The organism is Methylobacterium sp. J-048 (assembly GCF_022829515.1).
Classification (GTDB): Bacteria; Pseudomonadota; Alphaproteobacteria; order Rhizobiales; family Beijerinckiaceae; genus Methylobacterium.
The window spans coordinates 174584-200289 of the sequence record NZ_JAKSYL010000287.1; the positions used below are offsets into that span (position 1 = coordinate 174584).

23 protein-coding genes and 1 riboswitch are annotated in these 25706 nt (G+C 70.6%); of the genes, 15 read left to right on the forward strand and 8 right to left on the reverse strand.

All coding sequences use genetic code 11. The features are described from left to right. The 5 genes from trpC to MKL09_RS28695 are packed head-to-tail and all read right to left on the reverse strand — an operon-like array spanning position 1 to position 6051. Positions 1-879: an indole-3-glycerol phosphate synthase TrpC gene (trpC, locus tag MKL09_RS28675; protein ID WP_244025357.1), complete on the reverse strand. Its 879-nt coding sequence runs from the start codon at positions 877-879 to the stop codon at positions 1-3. After that, positions 876-1913, reverse strand: a complete 1038-nt coding sequence (gene trpD / locus MKL09_RS28680; protein ID WP_244025358.1) for an anthranilate phosphoribosyltransferase — start codon at positions 1911-1913, stop codon at positions 876-878. The genes trpC and trpD overlap by 4 nt, the downstream gene beginning before the upstream one ends. A gap of 35 nt (positions 1914-1948) precedes the next feature. Next, positions 1949-2563, reverse strand: coding sequence for an anthranilate synthase component II (locus tag MKL09_RS28685; protein WP_244025359.1), 615 nt, complete (start codon positions 2561-2563; stop codon positions 1949-1951). A 60-nt stretch (positions 2564-2623) separates the two neighbouring features. After that, positions 2624-4144, reverse strand: coding sequence for an anthranilate synthase component I (gene trpE / locus MKL09_RS28690; protein WP_244025360.1), 1521 nt, complete (start codon positions 4142-4144; stop codon positions 2624-2626). Positions 4145-4149: 5 nt separating this feature from the next. After that, the gene (locus MKL09_RS28695) at positions 4150-6051 is read right to left on the reverse strand and encodes a peptidylprolyl isomerase (RefSeq protein ID WP_244025361.1); all 1902 of its coding nucleotides are present in this window, start codon (positions 6049-6051) and stop codon (positions 4150-4152) included. 196 nt (positions 6052-6247) lie between these two features. Between MKL09_RS28695 and tpiA the strand changes: the two genes are divergently transcribed. Together tpiA and ppk2 are read left to right on the forward strand one after the other, a co-directional pair. After that, positions 6248-7009 carry a triose-phosphate isomerase gene (tpiA, locus tag MKL09_RS28700; protein WP_244025362.1) on the forward strand — a complete coding sequence of 254 codons (762 nt, stop codon included), beginning with the start codon at positions 6248-6250 and terminating at the stop codon, positions 7007-7009. A gap of 76 nt (positions 7010-7085) precedes the next feature. Then, positions 7086-7997 (forward strand): polyphosphate kinase 2, encoded by a 912-nt coding sequence (gene ppk2, locus MKL09_RS28705; protein ID WP_244025363.1) that lies wholly within the window; start codon positions 7086-7088, stop codon positions 7995-7997. A 16-nt stretch (positions 7998-8013) separates the two neighbouring features. Here ppk2 and MKL09_RS28710 read toward each other — a convergent pair whose 3' ends face one another. Continuing rightward, on the reverse strand, positions 8014-8472 hold the full coding sequence (locus tag MKL09_RS28710) for a nuclear transport factor 2 family protein (protein ID WP_244025364.1): 459 nt from the start codon (positions 8470-8472) through the stop codon (positions 8014-8016). A gap of 258 nt (positions 8473-8730) precedes the next feature. On the opposite strand from MKL09_RS28710, the gene secG reads away from it, so the two are divergent. From secG to MKL09_RS28730, 4 genes are all read left to right on the forward strand, one after another. Continuing rightward, on the forward strand, positions 8731-9132 hold the full coding sequence (secG, locus tag MKL09_RS28715) for a preprotein translocase subunit SecG (protein ID WP_244025365.1): 402 nt from the start codon (positions 8731-8733) through the stop codon (positions 9130-9132). Between the two features lie 234 nt (positions 9133-9366). Next, positions 9367-10995 (forward strand): CTP synthase, encoded by a 1629-nt coding sequence (locus MKL09_RS28720; RefSeq protein ID WP_244025366.1) that lies wholly within the window; start codon positions 9367-9369, stop codon positions 10993-10995. Positions 10996-11053: 58 nt separating this feature from the next. Beyond that, the gene (locus MKL09_RS28725) at positions 11054-11506 is read left to right on the forward strand and encodes a DNA polymerase III subunit chi (protein WP_007561502.1); all 453 of its coding nucleotides are present in this window, start codon (positions 11054-11056) and stop codon (positions 11504-11506) included. A 2-nt stretch (positions 11507-11508) separates the two neighbouring features. After that, the gene (locus tag MKL09_RS28730) at positions 11509-13092 is read left to right on the forward strand and encodes a S10 family peptidase (protein WP_244025483.1); all 1584 of its coding nucleotides are present in this window, start codon (positions 11509-11511) and stop codon (positions 13090-13092) included. Positions 13093-13107: 15 nt separating this feature from the next. On the opposite strand, the gene MKL09_RS28735 is transcribed toward MKL09_RS28730, so the two are convergent. Beyond that, on the reverse strand, positions 13108-14457 hold the full coding sequence (locus MKL09_RS28735) for a coagulation factor 5 8 type domain-containing protein (protein WP_244025367.1): 1350 nt from the start codon (positions 14455-14457) through the stop codon (positions 13108-13110). Positions 14458-14618: 161 nt separating this feature from the next. After that, positions 14619-15635 carry a DUF4424 domain-containing protein gene (locus MKL09_RS28740; protein ID WP_244025368.1) on the reverse strand — a complete coding sequence of 339 codons (1017 nt, stop codon included), beginning with the start codon at positions 15633-15635 and terminating at the stop codon, positions 14619-14621. Between the two features lie 241 nt (positions 15636-15876). Then, positions 15877-16072, forward strand: a riboswitch (cobalamin riboswitch). A 33-nt stretch (positions 16073-16105) separates the two neighbouring features. On the opposite strand from MKL09_RS28740, the gene MKL09_RS28745 reads away from it, so the two are divergent. The 9 genes from MKL09_RS28745 to MKL09_RS28785 all read left to right on the forward strand — a co-directional run bounded on the left by MKL09_RS28745 (position 16106) and on the right by MKL09_RS28785 (position 25656). Continuing rightward, on the forward strand, positions 16106-16288 hold the full coding sequence (locus tag MKL09_RS28745; RefSeq protein ID WP_244025484.1) for a CbtB domain-containing protein: 183 nt from the start codon (positions 16106-16108) through the stop codon (positions 16286-16288). Positions 16289-16304: 16 nt separating this feature from the next. After that, positions 16305-17039, forward strand: coding sequence for a CbtA family protein (locus MKL09_RS28750; RefSeq protein WP_244025369.1), 735 nt, complete (start codon positions 16305-16307; stop codon positions 17037-17039). Then, positions 17032-17430 carry a DUF1636 domain-containing protein gene (locus MKL09_RS28755; RefSeq protein WP_244025370.1) on the forward strand — a complete coding sequence of 133 codons (399 nt, stop codon included), beginning with the start codon at positions 17032-17034 and terminating at the stop codon, positions 17428-17430. The genes MKL09_RS28750 and MKL09_RS28755 overlap by 8 nt, the downstream gene beginning before the upstream one ends. Further along, positions 17427-18461: a cobalamin biosynthesis protein CobW gene (gene cobW, locus MKL09_RS28760; RefSeq protein WP_244025371.1), complete on the forward strand. Its 1035-nt coding sequence runs from the start codon at positions 17427-17429 to the stop codon at positions 18459-18461. The genes MKL09_RS28755 and cobW overlap by 4 nt, the downstream gene beginning before the upstream one ends. A 143-nt stretch (positions 18462-18604) precedes the next feature. After that, complete coding sequence (locus MKL09_RS28765; protein WP_244025372.1) at positions 18605-19210, forward strand: Uma2 family endonuclease; 606 nt, start codon at positions 18605-18607, stop codon at positions 19208-19210. An 11-nt stretch (positions 19211-19221) separates the two neighbouring features. Beyond that, on the forward strand, positions 19222-22770 hold the full coding sequence (gene cobN, locus MKL09_RS28770; protein WP_244025373.1) for a cobaltochelatase subunit CobN: 3549 nt from the start codon (positions 19222-19224) through the stop codon (positions 22768-22770). Then, positions 22767-24200, forward strand: a complete 1434-nt coding sequence (cobG, locus tag MKL09_RS28775) for a precorrin-3B synthase (protein WP_244025374.1) — start codon at positions 22767-22769, stop codon at positions 24198-24200. The genes cobN and cobG overlap by 4 nt, the downstream gene beginning before the upstream one ends. After that, positions 24197-24877, forward strand: coding sequence for a precorrin-8X methylmutase (locus tag MKL09_RS28780; RefSeq protein ID WP_244025375.1), 681 nt, complete (start codon positions 24197-24199; stop codon positions 24875-24877). The genes cobG and MKL09_RS28780 overlap by 4 nt, the downstream gene beginning before the upstream one ends. Beyond that, positions 24877-25656, forward strand: a complete 780-nt coding sequence (locus MKL09_RS28785; protein ID WP_244025376.1) for a precorrin-2 C(20)-methyltransferase — start codon at positions 24877-24879, stop codon at positions 25654-25656. The genes MKL09_RS28780 and MKL09_RS28785 overlap by 1 nt, the downstream gene beginning before the upstream one ends. Positions 25657-25706 lie beyond the last annotated feature (50 nt).

Here is a 25706-nt window from a genome sequence, read left to right on the forward strand (position 1 = left end):
TCAGCCCTTCTTCTTGGCTTTGCCGGCCTCGCCGAACAGCAGCGCCCGGGTCGCCTCGGTCACGTCCGCCTGGCGCATCAGGCTCTCGCCGACCAGCACCACGCCGAGGCCGTGCTGCCGGAGCCGCTCGACATCGGCATGGCCGCCGATGCCGCTCTCGGCCACGGCGATCCGGTCCTTCGGGATGCCGGGGCCGAGACGGATCGCGGTGTCGAACGAGACCTCGAAGGTCTTGAGGTTGCGGTTGTTGATCCCGATCAAGGCCGTGCCGAGCGGCAGCGCCCGCGCCAACTCGGCCCCGTCATGCACCTCGACCAGCACGTCCATGCCGAGCTCGTGGGCGGTGGCGACCAGGGCCTGCGCCTCGTCGTCGTCCAGGCAGGCCATGATCGCGAGGATGCAATCGGCGCCCCAGGCGCGGGCCTCGTAAACCTGGTAGGGCTCGAACAGAAAGTCCTTGCGCAGGACCGGCAGATTGCAGGCGGCCCGCGCCTCGGTCAGGTATTCGGGGCGCCCCTGGAACGACGGCTCGTCGGTGAGCACCGACAGGCAGGTGGCCCCGCCGGCCTCGTAGGCCGCCGCCAGCATCGCGGGCGCGAAATCCTCCCGGATCAGCCCCTTCGACGGCGAGGCCTTTTTCACCTCGGCGATCAGGGCCGGTCGCCCGGCGGCGAGATGGGTCCGGATCGCGGCCGCGAAGCCGCGCACCGGCTCGGCCTGGGCGGCGCGGCGCTCCAGCTTGGCCAGCGGCACCCGCAGCTTCGCCTCGGCGATCTCGCGGCGCTTGTAGGCCTCGATCCGAGCCAGCACGTTGGGCCGCTCGGGCGGCGCCTCGGCGGCACCCGCTTGGGGCGCCGGATCCTGCGTGAGCGTGCTCATCGGCACTCCTGCCCGTTCGAGCGTTCGTTCGAGGCCCGGACCAGGCGGGCGAGGGTGTTGCGCGCAGCCCCGGAATCGACGGCATCCTGCGCCCGGGCGAGCCCCTCCGCCAGGGTCGACGACGCCCCCGCGACGACGAGGGCCGCGCCCGCATTGAGAACGGCGATGTCGCGGTAGGCGTTGCGTGCCCCCGCCAGGACGGCTTCGAGCGCCCGGGCATTGTCGGCGGGATCGCCGCCGCGCAGGTCTTCCGGCGCCCGCAGGGGCAGGCCGAGTTCCCGCGGATCGATGGTGAAGCGGGTCAGGCGGCCGTCCTCGAGGGCGACCACCCGGGTCGGCCCGGTGACGGTGATCTCGTCGAGGCCGTCCGAGCCGTGGACGGTCCAGACCCGGCGGCTTCCGAGTTCGGCGAGCACCCGGGTCAGCGGCTCGGCCAGGGCCTCCTGGGCGACGCCGAACAGCTGGTAGGCGACGCCCGCCGGATTGCACAGCGGACCCAGCAGGTTGAAGATCGTCCGCACCGGCAATTCGGAGCGCACCGCCGCCACGTGGCGCATGGCGCCGTGATGGGCCTGGGCGAACAGGAAGCACAGATTGGCCTCGGCGAGGCACCGGGCCTGGCTCTCGGCATCGAGCCCGAGCTTCATGCCGAGCGCCGCCAGCACGTCGGCGGCGCCGGAGCGCGAGGTCGCGGCGCGGTTGCCGTGCTTGGCCACCGGCACGCCGCAGGCGGCGACCAGGATGGCGGCCAGCGTCGAGACGTTGACGCTGCCGGAATGATCGCCGCCGGTTCCGACCACGTCGACGGCGTTGTCGGGCGCCGCGATCCGGGTCATGCGGGCGCGCATCGCCTCGGCCGCGCCGACGATCTCCTCGACGGTCTCGCCGCGCACTTTCAGCGCGGCCAGGAAGGCGCCGGCCTGGACTGGGGTGACCTCGCCCGACAACAGGTCGTCGAAGGCCGCGCGCGCTTCGGCGCGGTCGAGGGCCAAGCCCCCGGCGACCTTGGCGAGATGGGGTCTGAAACTGTCCATGCGCTCTGTCGGAAGGCCGCCCCGGCCGTCCGGCGTCAATGCACGTCGGCCGGGGTCCTGTCACGCCCCGCGTTCCAGGCGGCGGCGAGATCCAGAAAATTCTTCACGATCTCGGTGCCGTGCTGCGACCGGATGCTTTCGGGATGGAACTGCACCCCATGCAGCGGTCGCTCCGCGTGCTCCACGCCCATGATCAGGCCGTCCGCCTCGGCGGTGACCCGCAGGGTCTCCGGGCAGGTAGCGCGGTCGATGATCAGCGAATGGTAGCGCGTCGCCTCGAAGCTGTCGTTGAGGCCGCGGAACAGCCCGCTGGCCCCGTGCCGGATGGTCGAGACCTTGCCGTGCAGGGGGAGCGGCGCCCGGATCACGTCGCCGCCGAACGCCTGGCCGATCGCCTGGAGGCCGAGGCAGACCCCGAAGATCGGAATTTCTTCGGACAGCTCGCGGACCACGTCGAGGCAGATGCCGGCCTCATTCGGCGTGCAGGGTCCGGGCGAGAGCACGATCGCGTCCGGCGCCTTGGCGCGGATGTCGGCGACGCTCAGCGCATCGTTGCGGGCGACCTCGACGGCGCCGCAGAGCGGACCGATCAGGTGGACCAGATTCCAGGTGAAGGAATCGTAGTTGTCGATGACGAGGACGTTGGGCATCGCGGGACGCTCGGGCATGGGGGCGATGTGACGGCTCGCATGCCTCCGGTCAACCGGGCGCTACTGCCCGCGCTTGGCCTGCGCGGCGAACCGCACCGCCTCCTCGGCGGCCCGGAACAGCGCCTTGGCCTTGTTGACGCATTCCTGTTGCTCGGAGGCCGGGTCGGAATCGTAGACGATGCCGGCGCCGGCTTGGACGTGCATCCGCCCGTCCTTCACGACCGCGGTGCGCAGGACGATGCAGGTGTCCATCTCGCCGCGCGCACCGAAATAGCCGATGCAGCCGGCGTAAGGCCCGCGCTTCTCGTGCTCTAGCTCGTCGATGATCTCCATGGCCCGCACCTTTGGGGCGCCGGAGACCGTGCCGGCCGGGAAGCCGGCCGCCAGGGCGTCCAGGGGATCGTGGCGCGGGTCGAGGTCGCCCTCGACGTTCGACACGATGTGCATCACCTGGCTGTAGCGCTCGATGAAGAACGAATCGGTCACCCGCACGGTGCCGATCTTCGAGACCCGGCCGGCATCGTTGCGGCCGAGGTCGAGCAGCATCAGGTGCTCCGCGCGCTCCTTCGGATCGGCCAAGAGCTCTGCCGCCAGGGCCACGTCCTCGGCCGGGGTCGCGCCCCGGCGCCGGGTTCCGGCGATCGGGCGCACCGTGACGGTACCCTCGCGCACCCGCACCAGGATTTCCGGCGACGAACAGACGATCTGGAACGCCTCGAAATCGAGGTAGCACAGGAACGGCGCCGGGTTGGTCCGCCGGAGCGACCGGTAGAGGCTGAAGGCCGGGAGCGTGAACGGCGCCGAGAAGCGCTGGGACAGCACCACCTGGAACACGTCGCCCGCGACGATGTACTCCTTGGCCCGCGCCACCATGGTGGCGAAAGCCTCCGGCGTGGTGTTCGAGACCGGCTCGGGATGCGCCACCGTGGAGAGGTCGACCCGGGCGTCGACCGGCAGCGGTCCCTCCAGGGCTTCCGCCACCCGGTCCATACGCAGAAGTGCGGCCTCGTAGGCGGCGCGGGCCGTCACGCCGGGCACCGGACGGACGGGTGAGATGACGGTGATCTGGTCGCGGATCGAATCGAACACCACCATCACCCGCGGGCGGAGCAGGATCGCGTCCGGGACGCCCAGCGGGTCGGGGTTCGGCTCGGGCAGCCGCTCCATGGCGCGGACCATGTCGTAGCCGAGATAGCCGAACAGGCCGGCGGCCATCGGGGGCAGGTCCGGGCCGTCGGATTCGCCGATTGCGCTCTCGGCGATCAGCGCCCGGAGGCTGGCAAGCGGCGCCCGATCGTCCGGTTCGAACGCGTCGAGATCGTTGCCGCGGGCGATGGCGGGGGCGCCGTCGCGGCAGCGCCAGATCAGGTCCGGATCAAGCCCGATCATCGAGTAGCGGCCGCGGACCGCGCCGCCCTCTACCGATTCGAGCAGGAAGGCCGGCCCGGCGTGGCGGGCGCGCAGCTTGAGGAACGCCGCCACCGGCGTCTCCAGGTCGGCCACGAGGCTCAGTTCGACGAGGCTCGGTCGCCCGGCCTCGTAGCGTCCGGCGAAGGCCGCGTAGTCGTGCGCCTCGGCCATGGCCCTCAATACTCTCCGCCGATCGCACGGCGCAGGGCCGTCTGGTCGATCTTCACGCCGGCGTTCTTCTGGACCTCCGAGATGTACTGGGACAGCACGTCGTCGGCCAGCGCGGCCTGGAAGTTCTTGGTGATGGTCTTGTCGGCCTGGGTATCGACCACGAAGGCCGGCATCGTCGCGCTGGTCACCTTGAACACCGCCCGCGAATCGCCCGCCGCCGCGGTGCCGGCCTTACCGACCGGGGTGGCGAAGATCAGGTTCACGTCGTCGGCGGTCAGCATGTCCTTCGCCTGGTTGCGCGACAGATCCTGCGCCTCCTGGGTGTTGACGCCGGCCTCCTGGGCGACCGCCTCGATGGTCGCGCCGCCGTTGAGCTTGTCCACCAGCTCGCGGCCCTTGGCCTGGAGCCGCTTGGCGATCTCCGTGGCGGTCCAGCCGGCCTTCACGCCATCCCGGACCTCGTCCAGGGGCTTGTCGTGCGCGGCGTCGATGCCGGTCACGTCGTACCAGACGTAGCCGCCGGACTTGGTGCGCAGCGGCTCGTTGTCGCCGCCGATCTCGGCGCGGAATAGGGCCGGCAGGGTCGTGTCCGGATCGGGGATGTCGGCGACGCGCTGGCCGTCGGGACCCTTGCCCTGGGGATCCACCGCCTTGAGCGTCACGAGCTTGAGGCCACGCTCGGCCGCGATGTCGGCCAGCGGCTTGGCGCCGGCGCGCTGGTCCTCGATGGCGTCCCGGGTGGTCTCCATGGCGTCGCGGGCCCGGGTGAGCGCGAGGCTCTTGCGGATCTCGCCCTCGACCGCCTCGAACGGCTTGACGGTGCCGGGCTCGATCTTGGTGACGCGCAGCAGCACCGTGCCGAACCGGCCCTGGACCGGCTGGCTGACACCGCCCTCGGGCAGCGCGAAGGCGGCATCGGCCACGACCGTGTCGAACAACTCAGCTTTGGTCAGCGTGCCGAGCGTCAGGTCGGTGCCGCCGGTGCTGCGCGCCTCGGCCACAGCTTCAAAGGTCTTCGCGCCATCCTCGATCGCCTTGCGGGCGGCGTCCGCGGAGGCCGCGTCCGGGAAAACGACCTGCTGGATCGTGCGCTTCTCCGGGCTGCCGTAGCGGCCCTTGTTCAGCTCGTAGGCGGCCTTGGCATCCGCATCGGTGATCGCCTCTGGCTTGGCCATCGCCTCCGGATCGACCACCAGCAGGGTGGCGGCGCGGAATTCCGGTGCCCGGAAGCCCGACTTGTTGGCCTCGTACCAGGTCTTCAGCTCGTCCTCGGTCGGGGCCGGGATCTCTCCGGCCACGGAGGGCGTCAGCATCAGGTAGGCGGCCGAGCGGCGCTCGGTGGCGTAGCGGTGGACCGCCTCGCGCATCGCCGCCGGCACGTGCAGGTCGGACGACACGGCCTCGGCGAGCTGCAGCCGCGCGATCACGGCGCGCTGCTCGCGCACGAACATCCCCTCGTTCAGGCCGGCCCGCTGCAAGGTCTGGTAGAACAGCTGCGACTCGAACTGCCCTTGCGCGTTCTGGAAGCTCTTCTCGTCGTGGATCGCCCGGATCACCGACGCGTCCGGCACGCCGAGACCGAGATCATGCGTCTTCTGGTCGAGGGCCGCCTCGGTGATCAGCTGCGACATCACCTGCCGGTCGAGGCCGAGCATACGCGCCTGATCGGGGGTGAGCGCGCGCTTCAGCTGCGCCTGATAGCGCTGCAGCTGGTTCTGGTAGGCCTGGCGCACCTGCTCGCCGGTGATCGGCGTGCTGCCCACCGTGGCGACGTTGTTGCTGGAGCCGCCGCGGAAGAACTCCTCCACGCCGAAGATGCCCACGCCCGCGATCAGCAGCGCGAAGATGATCGTCAAGACGATCTTGCCGAGCCAGTGCTGGCTGGCGTTGCGGATGCCCTGAAGCATGATCTGTGATCGGATACCTTCGGCACCTGACCCGTCGCCGGGCCGATGCCATCCCTGAAAGGCGACCGCGATAGACCATTCGCGCCCGCAGGCAAAGGCTCAGCCTTTCGGACGGTTTGCGCGCCCAAGCTCGCTCTGGTAGGCCGCGCCGACCCCGGAAAACCGAGGCGGCGCGGGGTCGAGGCGAGGGATAGGGATGACGCAGACGGGGCGGAAGCCGCTTGTCGCCGGCAACTGGAAGATGAACGGAACGCGGGCATCGATCAAAGTGGTCGAGGCGATCCGCGACGGTCTCACGCCGGAACTCGCCGCCCGCGTCGACGTGCTGATCTGCCCGCCCGCGACCCTGATCGGCTCCTGCGTGGCAGCCACCGCCGGGTCGCCGATCGCCATCGGCGGCCAGAACCTCCACGCCCGTCCGAGCGGCGCCTTCACCGGCTCGATCTCGGCCGAGATGCTGGCCGATCTCGGCGCCCAATACGTGATCGTCGGCCATTCCGAGCGCCGGGCCTACCACCACGAGACCGATGACGGCGTCCACGCCAAGGCGCTCGGCGCTCGCCGCGCCGGCTTGAGCGGGATCATCTGCGTCGGCGAGACCATCGAGGAGCGCGAGCAGGGCCGCGCCCTCGACATCGTCCGCGCCCAGCTCGCCATCGGCCTGCCCAAGGGCGCCACCTCGGCCGACACGGTGATCGCCTACGAGCCGGTCTGGGCGATCGGTTCCGGCCGCACCCCGACGCCCCGCGACATCGCCGAGGTCCACGCATCCTTGCGGGAGATGCTCGACAAGCTCGTCGGCGACGAGGCCCACCGGATCCGCATCCTCTACGGCGGCTCGGTGAAGCCCAGCAACGCCCGCGAGCTGATGGCGGTGGAGAATGTCGACGGCGCCCTGGTCGGCGGCGCGAGCCTCGTGGCCGAGGACTTCTTGGGGATCTGCGCCGCCTACGCGTGAGGCGTCAGGGGTTCTCGGATCTGTCACACGATCCTGCTTTGAGGGTCGTGACGACATCCGACCAAGAAGCCCCGACATGACGATCGACCACGCCTCCGCGGATCCCACGATGGTGGAGATGATCCGCCGCGAAATCCTCGACAGCTACGACGAGGAGATGGAACTCGGCTTCGAGGACGACCGCCTCGACAGCCTCGAAGGCGCCACCGAATCCGGCCTCGACCGCAGGCGGTACTTCCGTGAGCTCCTGCGCCTCCAGCACGAGCTGGTCCGGCTCCAGGATTGGGTCCAGCACAAGAAGCTGCGCGTCGTCGTCCTGTTCGAGGGGCGTGATTCGGCCGGCAAGGGCGGCGTGATCAAGCGGATCACCCAGCGCCTCAACCCGCGCGTCTGCCGGGTCGCCGCTCTGCCGGCGCCGAGCGAGCGCGAGCGCACGCAATGGTACTTCCAGCGCTACGTCACCCACCTGCCCGCGGGCGGCGAGATCGTGCTGTTCGACCGCTCCTGGTACAATCGGGCCGGCGTCGAGCGCGTCATGGGCTTCTGCTCGGAGGCCGACGTGGAGGAGTTCTTCCGCTCCGTGCCCGAGTTCGAGCGCATGCTGGTGCGCTCGGGCATCATCCTGCTGAAATACTGGTTCTCGATCACCGACGAGGAGCAGGCCCTGCGCTTCCACATGCGCATCGCCGACCCGCTGAAGCAGTGGAAGCTCTCGCCGATGGACGTCGAATCCCGCCGGCGCTGGGAGGATTACACCCGGGCCAAGGAGGATATGCTCGCCCGCACCCACATCCCCGAGGCGCCCTGGTGGGTGATCGAGGCTGTGGACAAGAAGCGCGCCCGCCTGAACTGCATCAGCCACCTGCTCGAGCAGATCCCCTACCAGGACGTCGAGCATCCGGCGGTCCATCTGCCCGAGCGCGTGCGCCATGCGGATTACATCCGCACGCCGACCCCGCCGGAGATGCTCGTTCCCGCGCGCTACTGAGCGCGCTCACGGCACGTCAGAGCTTGAACGCCTGACGCGCCATCAGCCGCCAACGGCCGCCATCCCGGCGCCACACCTGCAGCACCCCGATATGGACCGGGGAAGTCTTGCCGCCCGCGACGGTTTCCCCGGTGAAGACGTGCCGGACGATCGCGTCCTCGCCGATCACCGAGGCCGAGCGGTCCGACAGGGTGATGCTGGGGAAGCGCGAGGCGCCGCTGGTCAGCGCCCCAACGAAGGCCGCCTTGTCCTGTATCACGCCGCTCGAATGGCCGTAGCTCAAGCCGTCGAGGGTGAGGGCGTCGAGGGCGGTACCGTCCGCCGCGAGCAAGGCCTTGGTCAGGGCATCCACCGCCGCCTCGACCTCGGCGGTTTGCGCCGGGTCGGTCGGGCCGGCGGCGATCCCGGGTCCTGCGTGTATCAGGATCGGCGCGGCCAACGCGGCGGCGAGCGTCGTACGGCGTGAGATGGTCATGGCGGGCCTCCCGGGCCGGGCAGCGCGTTATGCCAGCCGCCCTTCCGCCCGACAGAGCACGATGCAGACCCAGGTGCGAGGGGTGCGGGGAACAGCGGACGGCCGATCGTCAAGTTGGCGGCGGCCGGCGAGTGGTGTATGGCCGGCACAGATTTGCGACCGGCGCACCCAGTCGAACCGTTTGGGACCGCTCGCCCTGTGCCTGCCGCCGGACCCTCGGGACCGACGCGCGACGCCGAACCCGATTCCGGAACACCGATGCAGACCGTCCTGATCGTCGTCCACCTCATCATCGTGCTCGCGCTGATCGGCGTCGTGCTGCTGCAGCGCTCCGAGGGCGGCCTCGGTCTCGGCGGTGGCGGCGGTGGTGGCGTTGCGGGCTTCATGACCGGCCGCGGACAGGCCAACGCCCTGACGCGCGCGACCGCGATCCTGGCCGCCCTGTTCTTCGCCACCAGCATGCTGCTCGCCGTGATGTCGCACCGCACGGCGGCGCCGAAGTCGATCCTCGACACCGGCGCGTCGACGCCGGCCGGCCAGCCGGCCAAGCAGCCCACCGGCGCCGACAACCTGCTCGACACCCTGCGCCAGCAGCAGGACCGCGCGCCCGCCACCGCCCCGGCCCAGCCAGCCGTGCCCGAGGCGCCGGAGTCGCGCTGACCCGCGCCGGGCGCGCATGGTCGAAACGGATACCGGATCGGCACTGGGCGCGCGTGACATCCGGGTCCGTGAGCCGCAAGAGGACAGGCGGCGGGGGAGCGCGGGCCGACGATTCGGCCTGACGCCGGTCCGCCCGGGCAGGCCTTTCCCGTGCCCGCCTGATCCCCAACCATTCCATCGCCGGCAGGCTTGCCGTTTGGCAAATGCCAGCGCCTTCTTTATGGACCGAGGCCCATGACGCGGTACGTTTTCATCACCGGCGGCGTGGTTTCCTCTCTCGGTAAGGGACTCGCCTCCGCGGCGCTCGCCGCCGTCCTCCAGGCCCGGGGCTACCGGGTCCGGATGCGCAAGCTCGACCCCTACCTGAACGTCGATCCGGGCACGATGAGCCCGACCCAGCACGGCGAGGTGTTCGTCACCGACGACGGCGCCGAGACCGACCTGGATCTGGGCCATTACGAGCGCTTCACCGGCGTGCCGGCGAGCCGGGCCGACAACATCACCACCGGCCGGATCTACCAGGACATCATCGCCAAGGAGCGGCGGGGTGACTATCTCGGCGCCACGATCCAGGTGATCCCGCACGTCACCAACGCGATCAAGGACTTCGTCCTCGACGGCAACGACACGTTCGACTTCGTCCTGGTCGAGATCGGCGGCACGGTCGGCGACATCGAGGGGCTGCCGTTCTTCGAGGCGATCCGCCAGCTCGGCCAGGAGTTGCCCCGCGGTACCTGCTGCTACGTGCACCTGACGCTGCTGCCCTACATTCCGTCCGCCGGCGAGTTGAAGACCAAGCCGACCCAGCACTCCGTGAAGGAGCTGCGCTCGATCGGCATCCAGCCCGACATCCTGCTCTGCCGCTGCGACCGCTCGATCCCCGTCGAGGAACGGCGCAAGCTCGCTTTGTTCTGCAACGTCCGCGAGACCGCGGTGATCGAAGCCCTCGACGTGGCCTCGATCTACGAGGTGCCGCTCTCCTACCGGAAGGCCGGGCTCGACCGGGAGGTGCTCGGCCATTTCGGCCTTGAGCACGGCGAGGAGCCGGATCTCGGCCGCTGGACCACGATCTCCGACCGGGTGCGCAACCCCGAGGGCGAGGTCTCCATCGCCATCGTGGGCAAGTACACGGGGCTGAAGGACGCCTACAAGTCGCTGACCGAGGCGCTGATCCACGGCGGCATCAGCCACCGGGTCAAGGTCAACCTCGAATGGATCGAGGCCGAGGTGTTCGAGCGCGAGGATCCCGCGCCGTTCCTCGAAGGCCTGAACGGCATCCTGGTGCCCGGCGGCTTCGGCCAGCGCGGCGCCGAGGGCAAGATCCGCGCAGCCCGCTACGCCCGCGAGAAGCGCATCCCCTATCTCGGCATCTGCTTCGGCATGCAGATGGCGGTGATCGAGGCCGCCCGGTCCCTGGCCGGCGTCCCGGACGCCAACTCCACCGAGTTCGGCGAGACCTCCGAGCCGGTTGTAGGCCTGCTGACCGAGTGGCTGCGCGGCAACGAGCTGGAGCGCCGCGCCGCGGTCGGCGACCTGGGCGGCACGATGCGGCTCGGCGCCTACGACGCGCAGCTCGACCCCGATTCGAAGATCGCCCAGATCTACGGGTCGGACCGGATTTCCGAGCGCCACCGCCACCGCTACGAGGTCAACATGGCCTATCGCGAGCGGCTGGAGGCCACGGGCCTGCGCTTCTCCGGGCTCTCGCCGGACGGGCTCCTGCCCGAGACCGTCGAGCATGTCGGGCACCCGTGGTTCATCGGCGTGCAGTTCCACCCGGAGCTGAAGTCGCGCCCGTTCGAGCCGCACCCGCTGTTCAAGGGGTTCGTCGGCGCCGCGATCGAGCAGAGCCGGCTGGTTTAGGACCGCGGCCGCGCGCCGCTGCTCGCTCCCTGGGCTTGAACCCTATATCGGTCGGATCGTGACCGAGATTCTGTTCTACCACATGCAGCGCCAGCCCCTGGAGAAGGTGCTGCCGAACCTCGTCGAGCGCTCGCTCGGCCGGGGCTGGCAGGCCGCGATCCAGGCGGCCACCGAGGAACGGCTGCAGGCCCTCGACGACCACCTCTGGACCTATTCCGACGAGAGTTTTCTGCCGCACGGCACCGACCGCGACCCCGATGCGGCCGGCCAGCCGGTGGTGCTGACGCTCCGCGACGTGAACCCCAACACCGCCTCGATCCGGTTCCTGGTCGAGGGCGCCGACCTGCCGCCGGACGCGGAGAGCTACGAGCGGATCTGCATCCTGTTCGACGGGACCGACCAGGACGCCCTGCTGCGCGCCCGCGAGCAGTGGCGCCAGGCCAAGGAGGCGGGCCATGCCGTCGCCTACTGGCAGCAGGACGATTCGGGCCGCTGGAACAAGAAGGCTTGATCGTGCTCTTCAACACGCGTCTCGCGCACGCCGCGCTCGCCCTCACCGTCGCGCTGGCGGCGCCGCTGCCGGTCCACGCCCAGGCGGACCCGCATCACGGCGCCCAGCCGGAGGCCAAACCGGAGGCCAAAACGGCCCAGCGCGGGCCGGACGGAAAACGGCTGCCAGCGGATTCGACCACGCGACAGAGCATCAAGCTTCCGGATGGACGGACGCTCGATTTCACCGCCACGGCCGGCAGCCTGCCGCTGGTCGACGAGGCCGGAAAGCTCCAGGCCGAGATCGCCTATGTCGCCTACACGATGGCCCCGGAGGCCGGCCGCGAGCGGCCGGTCACCTTCGCGATCAACGGCGGCCCGGGCGCGGCTTCCGCCTATCTGAACCTCGGTGCGATCGGCCCCTGGCGGTTGCCTACGGGCGGCACCAGCATCAGCCCGTCGCAACCGGTGGCGCTGACGCCCAACGACGGCACCTGGCTCGACTTCACCGACCTCGTGTTCATCGATCCCGTCGGCACCGGCTACAGCCGGGCCAGCGACGGCAACGGCAAGACCTACTGGAGCATCGACAGTGACGCCTCGACGCTCGCCGCCGTCATCGCCCGCTACCTACGGGTCAACGAGCGGATGGCGAGCCCGAAATTCTTCGTCGGCGAGAGCTACGGCGGCTTCCGCGGGCCCCTGATCACCGAGAAGCTGCAGGAAGAGATCGGGATCGGTCTGTCCGGGATGGTGCTGCTGTCCCCGGTGCTCGATTTCGGCTGGCTGGAGACCCCGCGGGCGAACCCGTGGGGCTACGTGCTGAAGCTGCCCTCCCTGGCGGCCGGCGCCCTGGAACGGGCCGGCACGATCCCGACCCCGGCGCTGCTCGGCGAGGCCGAGGCCTACGCGGCCGGTCCGTATCTGACCGACCTGCTCAAGGGCCCGAGCGATGCCGCCGCCGTCGCCCGGATGACCGACAGGGTCGCGCCGCTCACCGGCTTCGATCCGGCCTTCGTCCGCGCCCAGGCCGCGCGCCTCTCGACCCGCAGCATCCAGCGCGAGATCGATCGCGCGGAGGGCCGCGTCACCAGTGCCTACGACACCGGCATCACCGGCTGGGACCCGAACCCGGATTCCGCGCAGCCGAGCTTCGAGGATCCGCAACTCACCGCGCTCCAGGCGCCGCTGACCAGCGCGATGATCGATCTCTACGCGCGCACGCTGAAATGGCCGGTGCCGAACCTGCGCTACGAGCTCCTGAGCAACGCCGTGAACCGCGGATGGAGCTGGGGCTCTGGCCGGCAGGCGCCGGAAGTGCTCTCGAACCTCAAGGGCGTGCTTGCGCTGGACGGCCAGCTTCGCGTGCTGGTCGCCCACGGCTTCACCGATCTGGTGACGCCGTACTACGCCTCGAAGCTGCTGCTCGCGCAGGTCCCGGCCTACAGCGCCGGACGCCTCAGCCTCGCGGTCTATCCCGGGGGGCACATGTTCTATTCGCGCGACGATTCCCGCGCCGCGTTCAAGCGGGATGTCCAGCGGCTCTATCAGGACGCCCTCAAGGCTCGCGACGCCGGTTCGGTGGTCCCTGCGGGCGAACGCCCCTAAGACGTGCCCTGACGGTCAGGCCGCGTCGTCGAACACGAGGGCTTCGGCCGGGTAGTCGATCATCATACGACGCTGGGCGTCGGTGTTCTGCCACTCACCGACCTTGATGTAGCGCTCCGCGATGTCTCGGACCTCGACCACCTTGTCGATGGACGGGATACCGCGAAAAATCTGCGGCCAGTTCGACGCGAAGTAGAACACCTGCTCGACCCGCTCGGACAGGTGGCAGATCGCCGGACCGAAGGTGCCCAGTCCGAAGACGAGATAGCGGCCGTTCACCAAAGCCGCGACATCGGCCACGAGGGACTCGCTCTGCGTCTCAACCGGCAGACCAAGGCTGCCGGCATAAGCCTCGACCTCCGCGATCACCGGGTTCAGCCGGTTCTCGAAGACCAGTTTCACCGAGCGGATCCGTCCCTCGCCGAGCAGCCGGTCGATGACCATGCGGTAGAAGGCGAAGGGCGGCTGCGGATAATGCGGATCGACCCAGGTGCTGAAGATGTCGCCCGAACGAATGTGGATCAGGAGTTGGTCGTCGGCCTTGGCCGGGAACGTCGCCGGCAGGCCGTTGAACAGCGGGCGGATCATCCCTTGGATGATGGCTCGCGAGTCCGGCGGTGCGTCGAGGCTCACCTGCCGCTGGAACTGCGTCGGATCGAAGAACAGGCCGGACAGGAAGTATCCGTCGGCAGGCAGTTCCTCATCCGGTGGCAGGAAGGTGATGCCGTCGCGGGTGAGCCGCTCCGTGAGAAAGATCACCTTGCTGCGGTCGAACTTCGGGACCGCGACATATTTTAGATTCAGCGCCTTCGCGACCGAGAGCGCGATGATGTATTGGATTAGACAATTGCCGAACGCGCCGTTCTGAAACGTCGAGACGCCGACAAGGGTACGGCTCTTCCGCCTGGGTCCGCTTCCGAGGCTATAGGACGTGAAGGCGTTGGCCCCCGGTTTCTCGTTGAGGAGCGTCACGTCGAGGTCGAGCATCGCCCGCAAGGCGATCAGGTCGAACGCAGCCTCGTCGCACCGGACCTGCACGGCGGCGTTGGTTTCGGAAGCCGACACGGCAACTCGTACCAACCGTGCCCAGGCGCGCTCGTCGGGTTCGATGAATGCGGCCCTAAAACCCGCTGCGCGCTGCCGGCCCTCGATGCCGGGCTCCGACCAGGACGCACCGTCCTGCGAAAACAGGACCGCGACGTCCGCGGCGGGTGCCCCACCCTCCCCGTCCATGACGACGATCGAGTGGATCGGGAAGCGGCCGCCGAGATCGATCTCCATCCAGGTCGTATCCGCGACAGCCTGCGGCGCACGTCCGGAGGCGAGGTCGACGAAGGCGGGATTCGGGTCGTCAGCCGGGGCCATCATGTCTCCGGGGCGGATCGGGGCCGGCCGCGCCACGGGCGCAGCCGGACGGCGCGACCGGCGGTGCCCGCATCGGGACCGGCCCGTCAAGTCCGCCCGCGTGCCGCGGTCATGGGAACCGGGCGCGCGGCCCTTCGCCGGCCTCGACCTGGGCAGCAGCCTCAGCCTCTGTGCCCGATCTTCAGGAAGAGAACGTCGATGTCGCGCTGCGGGACGTAATCCTTCGCGACCATCTCGTAGGTCGTCGGCCCGGTCTTCTTGACGTTGCTGCCGCAGAACGAAACCAGGGTCGCCGGATCGCCCTTGTCCACAACGAGCCTGAATGTGCCGATCGGCCCCGCCCGGTTATCCCCGGACGCGATGACGTGGGTCAGGTACTGCTCATAGGCCTGAAAGGCCCGGCTGCCATCGGCACTCGCCCTTCGATACAGAGCCTGGGCGACCTTCTCGAAGGCGGCATCCGTGCAGAACCGCGCCACGTATTGGGCCTGCTGCGACGGGTCCAGGTCGGGAGAGCCGAAGGACAGGCTGGATTGGCCGCCGAGGCTCGGCGCGTAGCTCTGGCGGACCACGATCTCGCGGCCGGCCGGGAAGACCTGGCGGTGCCAGAGCTTCGATGTCAGCCTCCAGACCGGAACGTCCGCGATGGTTCCATCCTTGTGCACCTGGCGCTCCAGGATGCCGGCTTCGGCCAGGGCGCGGCGCTGGCCTTCTCCGATGCGGCGCAGGGCGACCTCCGTAGCCTCCACCGTCGGCATCAACGGAATGTCCAAGGCCTTGAGCCGGTCGGTGATCTCAACCGGCGGCGAGCCGCTGCGCGCCAGGAAGGCGCGCTGCTCGACCTGCGATTCGACGAGCCGGCCATCGACCTCGGTCGCGACCCTGAGGAAGTTGTCACGCGCGGGATCGGGGATCGAAACGAGCGTCGCGGGATCGCCGGTAATGTCGGGCATCGGAAACGCGACGGTGGTCTCGATATCCGCGTCGGCGAGGTTGCGGAACCGATAGTCGATCCGCACGACCTGCTCGGACAGGTACAGGTCCTCCGCCGCGAGCGCGATCCTGTCGGTCTTCTCCAGGACCAGCTCACCGGCCGCGAGCACGGCACTGGTGTCATCGGCTCGGACAGGTAGGGATGCCACCGCCAAAGCGGCGAAAGCCAGCGACAAGGTCCGCATCGGTATCATGCTCAAGGTGTTCGAGAAACGACTGTTCGCCCGGCCGCTGCCGGGACGACGGTCGTGTGATCCGGACGGCATGCACCCCGTACATCGCCGGGGTGGGACGGTCCCTTCGCCGGAAGCGTCGTGCGGACGCGGCCTTACCCTCACAGCAACCGTCTCAGCCCCATTTCTGCGCCGCACCAGTCGGCGGGAAACGATTCCGCCGCGCGTCCGTTGTGCGAGAGCTGTCATGCGTCTACAACGATCCGGTGACGGTGCCCCGGCGACGGGGTGAAAAGGGAATGCGGTGAGGGGTGCGAGCCCCGATTCCGCGGCTGCCCCCGCAACTGTGAGCGGCGAGCGTCTGCCAGGAAGCCACCGGAGCGATCCGGGAAGGCGGCAGGCGCGCCGAGCCGCGAGCCAGGAGACCTGCCGTCATGATGACATCCCGCATTGCCGCCGGTGGGGCGGCTGGAGACACGATGATGACAACCTCGACCCTCGCCCCCGTCGCCACCGGCACCCGCGCCGCCGAGCGCCCGGTCGCCGTCGCGCTCGCGGCCTTCCTCGGCCTCGGCCTGCTGTTCATGGCGGGCTTCTCGCCGGCGATCGCGCTGCACAACGCGGCGCACGATTTCCGGCATACCCAGAACTTCCCCTGCCACTGACGCCCCTGCCACAGGGATGATAATCCGGCTTCTGTCGGCGGCTCTGGCCGCCGGCTTCCTCGCGGCCGTCGTCGTGACGGGCCTCGAGTTGACCCTGACCTCGCCGCTGATCGTCGCGGCCGAGCGTTACGAGAACCACGAGACGCATCAGGCCCAGCGCGGCCTGCCGATCGTCCTGGCGCATGCCGGGCACGATCACGCCGCGCCCGATGCCGCGCCGGAATGGCAGCCCGGGGAGGGCCTGCCCCGCATGACGTTCACGGCGCTCGCGACCCTCGTCGGCGCGGTGGGTTATGCCCTGTTGCTCGGCGCCGCGATCCTCGCCTGCGGGCGGGAGCCGACCCGGCAGGTCGGCGTCGCCTTCGCGATCGCGGGTTTCGCCAGCGTCGCCCTGGCCCCGGGCCTCGGATTGCCGCCGGAACTGCCGGGCAGCGAGGCGGCGCCGCTGGCCACCCGCCAAGCCTGGTGGGTGATGACCGCCGCCGCCACCGGCATGGGCCTGTACCTGATCGCGATCCGGCGCTCGCTGATCGCGATCCTGGGCGGGCTCGTGCTGATCATCGCGCCGCACGTGGCCGGCGCGCCGCAGGCACCGGAGGCGGCCTCCGAGCTTCCCGCGGCGCTGGCGGCGCAGTTCGCGGCAAGGTCGCTGGCGATCAGCTTCGTCTTCTGGCTCCTGATCGGCCTCGGCTTCGGCTGGGCCTGGCAGGCGTTCGCCCGGGGTACGACGCGCGGGACGGCTCATGCCTGAGACCGTCCTCTACGTCTGCACCACCTGCCGACGCCCGGGCGACGACCCGGACGGCCCCCGGGCCGGGGCGCGCCTGCTCGACGCCCTGCGCGCGGGCAACGCTGCGCCGGATCTGCGGATTGAGGGGGTGGAGTGCCTGTCGGTGTGCAAACGGCCCTGCTCGGTGGCGGTCGCCTCCGTGAACCGCTGGACCTACGTTTACGGCGACATGGACCCGATCGAGTCCGCCGCGATTATCCTGGGCGGTCTCTCGTCCTACGCGGCGACGCAGGACGGCATCGTGCCGTGGCGGGAACGGCCCGCCGCCTTCAAGACCGGCGTGATCGCCCGGATCCCGCCCTTTCCCGATCCCCGCCCGCTTCCGGCTGGCACCCTGGAGGCTGCGGAATGACCATCGTGACCAAGATTCCCTGCACCATCGTCACCGGCTTTCTCGGTGCCGGCAAGACCACGCTGGTCCGCCACGTGATCGAGAACGCGAAGGGCCGCCGCCTGGCGATCCTGGTCAACGAATTCGGCGATGTCGGCTTCGACAAGTCGTTCCTGGCCGCCTGCGGCGTCGAGGGCTGCACCGAGGACTCCATCGTCGAGCTCCCGAACGGCTGCATCTGCTGCACCGTGGCCGACGATTTCGTGCCGGCGCTCGAAAGCCTGCTCAGCCGCGCCGAGCCGCCGGAGCATATCCTGATCGAGACCTCCGGCCTCGCCCTGCCGAAACCCCTTGTCCAGGCGTTCCAGTGGCCGGCGATCCGCTCGCGGGTCACCGTCGACGGGGTCGTGGCCGTGGTGGACGGGCCGGCGGTGGCCGCGGGCGCCTTCGCCGAGGACCCCGAGGCGCTGGCCGCCCAGCGCGCCGCCGACACGGCAGTCGATCACGACAATCCGCTGGAGGAGGTGTTCGAGGATCAACTCCTCTGCGCCGACCTCGTCGTGCTCAACAAGTCCGACCTGCTCGATGCCGAGACCCGGGCGCGGGTGCGCGCCGAGGTCGAGGGGCACCTGCCCCGCGCCGTGAAGGTGGTCGAGACCGCCAATGGCGCGATCGACCCGCTGGTCCTGCTCGGGCTGGGTGCGGCCGCCGAGGACGACCTCGACGCGCGTCCCTCGCATCACGGCGACGGCGAGGACCACGACCACGACGACTTCGAGACCGTCGCCCTGCCGGTCCGCCCGGCCATCACCGCCGGCGACCTCGCGGCCCGCGTGGAGAAGGCCGCGGAAGCGCCGGGCGTCCTGCGCATCAAGGGGTTCGCCGAGGTCGAGGGCAAGGCCATGCGCCTCGTGGTGCAGGGCGTCGGCCGGCGCGTCGTCCACCATTTCGACCGTCCCTGGCGGGCGGGCGAGAGCCGTGACGGGCGCCTCGTGGTGATCGGCTTGAAGGGGTTCGATCAGGGCGCCGTCGCCGCGGCGCTCGCGGGATGATCGCCCGTCGGCATGCGCGCTGGTCTTGTTATCGCGCTGTGCTTGCAGACGATCGATCTCGGTTTCTCCACGGCGCGCGTTAGGGAATAGCGGCGGCGCGTGGCAAAGTGACGAGTGTTGGGGCCGAGGGAGCGCCTCGAACCATGCTGGATCGCAAGCCTGAACCGATGTCGGTCGACGCGTTCCTTGCCTGGGCGGAGACCCAGGCCGAGCGCTACGAACTCGTCGGCGGCGTGCCTGTCCGGATGATGGCGGGCGCACGCAACATCCACGACGACATCGTGGTGAACCTGCTGACCCTGTTGCGCACGCATCTGCGCGGCAGTGACTGCCGGCCCTTTACCGGCGATGGCAGCGTCGAGACCTTGCCAGGCCAGATCCGCCGGCCGGATGTCGGCGTCGATTGCGGTGCGCGCGATCCCAACGCCCTGATGGCAGCCGAGCCGCGGCTCGTGGCGGAAGTCCTGTCCCCAACGACCCGCGACTTCGATGCCTTCGCCAAGCTGGCGGAATACAAAACCATGGGCAGCCTCGCGCATATCCTGCTGGTCGAACCGAACGCGCCCGAGATCCGATCGTGGTCCCGCGACGACAGGGGGGCCTGGCGAGAGGCGCGCGTCACGGGCCTCGATGGAACCTTGGGGCTGTCCGCCCTTAGCTTGAACCTCCCGCTGGCCGACATCTACGACGGAGTCACCTTTCCGGCACGGCCGCGCCTCGTCGCGGACGAGCCCGGCCCGGTGGAATAGGCCCGGGCGCCATGCATCTCGTTCGCATCGACAGCGTCTCCCTCGACGAGGGCGAGGCGGCCGTGGATCTCGGGCAGGAGCCCGGGGACCTCGTCGTGCTGTCGTTCACCGACAGCGACCTCGCCGGGATCGGGCAGGCCCAGGCCGCCGAGCCGGGGCTGCCGAGCCTGCGGCTCGCCAAGCTCGCCAAGCTCCGGCATCCGATGTCGGTCGATCTCTATGTCGAGCGCGTCGTGTCCCGGGCGAAGCTCGTGGTGATCCGCTGCCTCGGCGGCCTGGATTACTGGCGCTACGGCATCGAGCGCTGCGCGGCCGCGGCGCGGGCGCACGGGGTCGTGCTGGCGGTGCTGCCGGGCGACGATCGGCCGGACCCGCGGCTAGCCGGCTTCTCCACCGATCCGGATTTCGCCCAGCAACTCGATGCGTATTTCCGTGCCGGCGGCCCGGAGAACCTGCGGCGGATGCTGCGCCTGCTCGCCGCCCGGATCGGCGCGGGCGGGGCCGTCGAGCCGCCGCAGCCGTTGCCGCGGGGCTTCCCGTGGTGTCCCGGTTGCGGCGTGCTCGCGCTGGATACGGCGATCGAAGCCGCCGAGACGGCGGTGCCGCTCTCGGACCCGCGCGTAACCGCGACCCCGCTTGCCCTGCTCCTGGTCTATCGCTCCGCGGTGCTCGGCGGCGATACCGCGCCGTTCGTCGCCCTGGCTGCATCCCTGCGTGCCCGCGGGATCGGCGTGCTGCCAATGGCGGTATCGAGCCTCAAGGAGCCTATGGCGGCCCGGGCCGTCGCCGAGGCCGTGAGGACGCGCAAGCCGGATCTCGTGATCGCGGCCACAGCCTTTTCAGCGCGAGAGGACGGAATCGATTTCGTCCTCGACGGCGCCGATTGCCCGGTGCTCCAGGCGTTCACGGTCGGCGCTCCCCGGGCGGCCTGGGAGGCCTCGGCCCGAGGCTTGGGCGCCGCCGATCTCGCCATGCAGGTTGCCCTGCCGGAATTCGACGGCCGGCTCTCCGGTTTCCCGATCTCGTTCAAGGAGGAGGCCCCGGAGGTCGCCGGCTTCGCCGAGCGCCGGGCCGTGCCCTATCCCGACGGCATCGAAGCCCTGGCCGAGCGCGCGGCGGGCTGGCTGCGTCTCGCCGCCCTCCCCCGGGCCGAGCGGCGGGTGGCCGTGGTCCTCTCCGACTATCCCGCCCGCGGCGGCCGGGCCGGCTTCGCTGTCGGCCTCGATACGCCGGAGAGCGCCCGCACGCTGGTTTCGGACCTGGCTGAGGTGGGTTACGCGACCGGGGAATTGCCCGAGTCGGCCGCGCTGATGCAGGTGCTCACCGAGGGCGCGGCGGAATTCACGGTACCGCTGGCGGACTACGCCGCGTGGCTCGCCAAACTGCCCACAGCATCGCGTGATGCGTTGATGGAAGCCTGGGGCGAGCCGGCCGACGACCCGATGTGTCGCGACGGTCTTTTCCGGTTTCGGATGGTCACATCGCGGGCCGCGCACCGGCCCCTCGCTGCGGATCGCCACATCCAAACAGTGCCGGATCGAGCGCTGGTCCCCTCTCCCGTGCGGGAGAGGGACAGGGTGAGGGATGCAACCTCTCCGGAAAGTCCTGGTCCCTCACCCCAACCCTCTCCCGCACGGGAGAGGGGGCACGTCGGATCTCTGCCGGGCCAAAGTGCGCATGCCGACGCCTCTGCGGTCACGGGCGGATCCATCGCTCTCTTCCTCCAGCCCGACCGAGGCCGTGATCCCGATCGCAAGGTGGGCTATCACGACCCGGATCGCGTCCCGACCCACGCCTACCTGGCCTTCCATCTCGGCCTGCGTCGGAATTTCGACGCGCTGGTGCAACTCGGCACGCACGGCACCGCCGAATGGCTGCCCGGCAAGGCGGTGGCGTTGTCCCCGGACTGCTTCCCGGCGCTCTGCGTCGGCGGGCTGCCGGTGATCTACCCGTTCATCGTCGACGACCCGGGCGAGGCCGCCCCGCTCAAGCGCCGCCTGGGCGGGATCGCGCTCGGCCACCTCACCCCCGACACAACCCTGCACGCCCTGCCGCCGGCGGCCGCGCGCCTGCGGGAGCTGGTGGAGGAATATTCCGCTGCCAGCGTGCTCGATCCGCGGCGGGCCGGCCTGATCGCCGGCGCGATCCTGGAAGATGCGGACGTCGCCGGGCTGCTCGACGGCGCCGGCATCGGCCCGGACACGCCGATGGAAGAGGCGCTGACCCGCCTCGACGCCCATCTCTGCGATCTCGGCGAGACGACGTTCCGCGACGGCCTGCACGTCTTCGGCCGCGCCCCCGACGGTGCGTCCGAGCCGGTTGTGGCGAGCGCGGCGGGGGAGCGGGCGGGCCTGCTGGCGGCGCTCGACGGCCGCTTCGTGCCGCCGGGCCCGGCGGGCTCGCCGTCGCGCGGCCGCGCCGACGTGCTGCCCACCGGGCGCAACCTCGCGACCCTCGACCCGCGGGCGATCCCGAGCCGCGCCGCCGCGCTGCACGGCGAGCGAGCGGCCGCCTCGGTGGTGACGCGCTACCTCCAGGACGAGGGCGAGTACCCGGCCCGGATCGTCATGGATCTCTGGGCGTCCCCAACCCTGCGCACCGGCGGCGAGGATGTCGCCCACGCCCTTGCGCTGATGGGCGTGCGGCCGGTCTGGGACCATGCCAGCACCCGGGTCACCGGCTTCGAGGTGCTGCCGCTGGCCATGCTGGACCGGCCGCGCATCGACGTGACCGTGCGCGTCTCGGGCGCGTTCCGCGACACCTTTCCGGACACGCTGGCGCTGCTCGACCGCGCCGCCCGGGCGGTAGCCGAGCGGGACGAGGAGGATTCTGAAAATCCCCTGGCCGCCGCTCGGCGCCGCGGCGACGGGATCGCCCGGGTCTACGGCGCGGCGCCTGGCCAATATGGCGCCGGCACCGCCTCCACCGCCCTCGACGGCGCCTGGGACGACCGGGCGGACCTCGGCCGGGCCTATCTCGCGGCGAGCGGCCATGCCTACGGCGACCGTGAGGGGCCGGATGCGGCCTTCGGCGCCCGGATAGCCGCGGCGGATGCCTACCTGCACGCCTTCGACGTCGCCGAACGCGACCTGTTCGACGGCGACGCTGCAGTGGACGCCATGGGCGGGTTCGCGGCCGCAGCGACGCTCCAGGGGGCCAGGCCCGCCCTCTACAGCCTCGACGTCTCGGTTCCCGAGCACCCCAAGACCCGCACCGCCCGGGAGGACACAGCCCGGCTGATTCGCGGGCGCTTGGCCGATCCGCGCTGGATCGCCGCCCAGCTCCGCCACGGTTACCGCGGCGCGCAGGAACTGGCCCAGGGGCTCGACGCGGTGTTCGTGCTCGCCGCCGCGAGCGATGCCGTGACCGATGCCGGCTTCGACCGGCTCTACGCGGCCTGGATCGCCGATCCCGACGTGTTCGACCGGCTGCGCGCCGCCAATCCGGCCGCGACCCGGGCGATCCTGGAGCGGTTCGACGAGGCCCGCGACCGCGGCCTGTGGCACAGCCGGCGCAACGCGCTGCCCGCCGACGCGCTGATGCCGGAGGCGGCCGAATGAGCGCTCCGGCTCATCGCCGCGCCCTGCCCGAGGCGCCGGCCCGCCGGGGCTGGTGCCCCGGGCTCAGCCGGCCGATGCCCACCGGAGACGGCCTGCTCGCACGGGTCCATCCGCCGCTGGGAATCCTGACCCTGCCGCAGGCCCGTGTTGTAGCCGAGGGCGCGCGCCGCTACGGAAACGGCCATCTCGACCTCACCGCCCGGGCCAACCTCCAGATCCGCGGCATCTCCGAGGCGACACGCGCGCCGCTGGCCTGCCTGCTGGAAGCCGCCGGCCTCGGCGACACGCGCGCGGATGGCGGCCCGCAGCGCCTGACGCTCACGAGCCCCCTGGCCGGCCACGACCCCGCCGAGTCGCTCGACGTGCCGGCCCTCGCCCGCGCCATTGAGGCGGTGGGGCTCACCGTGCCAGGGCTGCCGGCCAAGACCCTGGTGGTGGTCGAGGGGCGTCTGGATGCGGAGATGCCGGACGGCGATGCCTGCGTGTTCCCTCGTGCCTCCGGCGGCATCGGGATCGCGGTCGCCGCAGAGCAGGGCTTTCACGATCTCGCTACCTGTGCCGCGGAGGAGGCGCCGGCCGCGGTAGCGGCGCTGCTGCAGGCCTTCGCCCGGACCAGAATGCGGCGGATGCGCGATCTGTCGCCGGAGGACTTCAGCGCGTTGGCAGTTGCCGTGCATCTTGAGATGCAGGCGCGGGTCCCCTCTCCCGTGCGGGAGAGGGACAGGGTGAGGGATGCGACCTCTCCGGAAGACCCTGGTCCCTCACCCCAACCCTCTCCCGCACGGGAGAGGGGGCACGGTGGCGTCATTCGATGGGCAGTGCCCTTCTCGCCGCGGGCCGGTGTCGAATGGCTGGCGCCAAGCCAATCCGTCCTTACCGTGGATGCGCCGTTCGGTCGCTGCACGGCCGATACCCTTGACCGACTCGTGGACCGCGCCTCCTGCCTCGGGGCCGGGGAAATACGCCTGTCACCGGCCCGCGGCTTCGTGCTGCTGCCGCTTCAGGCTCCGTCAACCGCAGATCTGACGGCGCTGGCCGAAGACTTCATCATAGCCCCCGACGATCCGCGACGCAGCGTCGCCGCCTGTACAGGCGCGCCGGCTTGCGCCTCCGGATCGACGCCGACGCTCACGGATGCCGCACGTCTCGCGGAGATCTTCGCGCTGTTCGCCGCGGACGGGCGGTCCGCCCACGTCTCCGGCTGCGCCAAGGGCTGCGCCCGGCCGGGCCCGGCGGACCTCACCCTCGTCGGCCGGAATGGCTCCTACGGCGCCGTCATCGGCGGCGCGCCCGGCGATGAGCCGGCGATGCATCTCCCTATCGAGGCGGTGCTGGAGCGGTTAGGAAGGGCCGAGACAATCGGGCTCGCCGCCGCCTTCGCGCCGGAGAGCACTGTGATGGATTTCGGGGGGAACGGAAAACCGGCATGAGCGCGAGCCACAATGCCCTGCGCCAGGCAGGTTCGGAGCCGGAGGCGACCTCTCGCTACGACTATATCCGCGATGGCGCTGCGATCTACGCGCGCTCCTTCGCGATGATCCGGGCCGAGGCGGACCTCGCGCGCTGGTCGGGAGCGGCCGAGCGCGTCGTCGTGCGCATGATCCATGCCTGCGGCATGACCGACCTGCCCGTGGACGTGGAGATGTCGGACGGCTTCGCCGAGGCCGGCGTCGCGGCGCTTCAGGCCGGGGCCCCGATCCTGTGCGATGTCCGGATGGTCGCCGACGGCGTCACCCGGGCGCGGCTGCCGGCCAAGAACGCAGTCATCTGCACGCTGGGCGACCCGCGGGTCCCGGACCTCGCCGCGAGCCTGGGCACGACCCGGTCCGCCGCCGCCATGGAGTTGTGGCGCGAGCACCTGCCGGGCAGCATCGTGGCGGTGGGCAACGCCCCGACCGCGCTGTTCCGCCTGCTGGAATTGCTCGACGCCGGCGTGCCGCCCCCGGCCGCGGTGATCGGCATTCCGGTCGGCTTCGTCGGGGCCGCTGAGTCCAAGGAGGCGCTGGCCCGGGACGGCCGCGTCCCGTTCGTCGTCGTCCACGGCCGCCGCGGCGGCAGCGCCATGACCGCGGCGGCGGTCAACGCGCTGGCCAGCGAGGTCGAGTGATGGACGGGTTCGAGCGGGTCGAAGCCCCCGTCGAGGAGAGTCCCGCCGCGGCGGTGACCGGCACCCTCTACGGGGTCGGCATGGGGCCGGGCGACCCGGAGCTGCTCACCGTGAAGGCGCAGCGCATCCTGATGCGCGCGCCGGTGCTGGTGCATTTCTGCAAGCGCGGCCGGCGCGGCAACGCCCGCACCATCGCGGACGCGATCCTGCGCGATCCGGCCCGGGAGATGCCGCTGGCCTATCCCTACACCACAGAGATCCATCCGGAGCACCCGGACTACGTGGCGGCGCTCGCGGCCTTCTACGACGACGCGGCCGGGCAGCTCGCCGACCATCTCGGCGCCGGCCGGGACGTCGCGATCCTGTCGGAGGGCGACCCGTTCTTCTACGGCTCGTTCATGCACCTGTGGCGGCGCCTTAAGGACCGCTTCCCCGTGGAGGTGGTGCCGGGCGTGACCGGCATGTCCGGTTGCTGGACCCGGGCCGGTACGCCGATCACCTGGGGCGACGACATCCTCACGGTCCTGCCGGCGACGCTGCCGCTCGACGCCCTCACCGAGCGCCTGCGCGGCACCGACGCCGCCGTGGTGATGAAGCTCGGCCGTCATCTGCCGAAGGTCCGGGCGGCGCTGACCGCCGCCGGGCTGCTGCCCCGGGCCATCTATGTCGAGCGCGGGACCATGGCGGGCGAGCGCGTGGTGATGCTCGCCGACAAGGCGGACGACGACGCCCCGTACTTCTCCATGGTGCTTCTACCCGGCGAGGGGCGGCGGCCGTGATTGCAAGACCACGTATCTGTCCCTGGTCTGTGATGCCGGCGAGCATTACA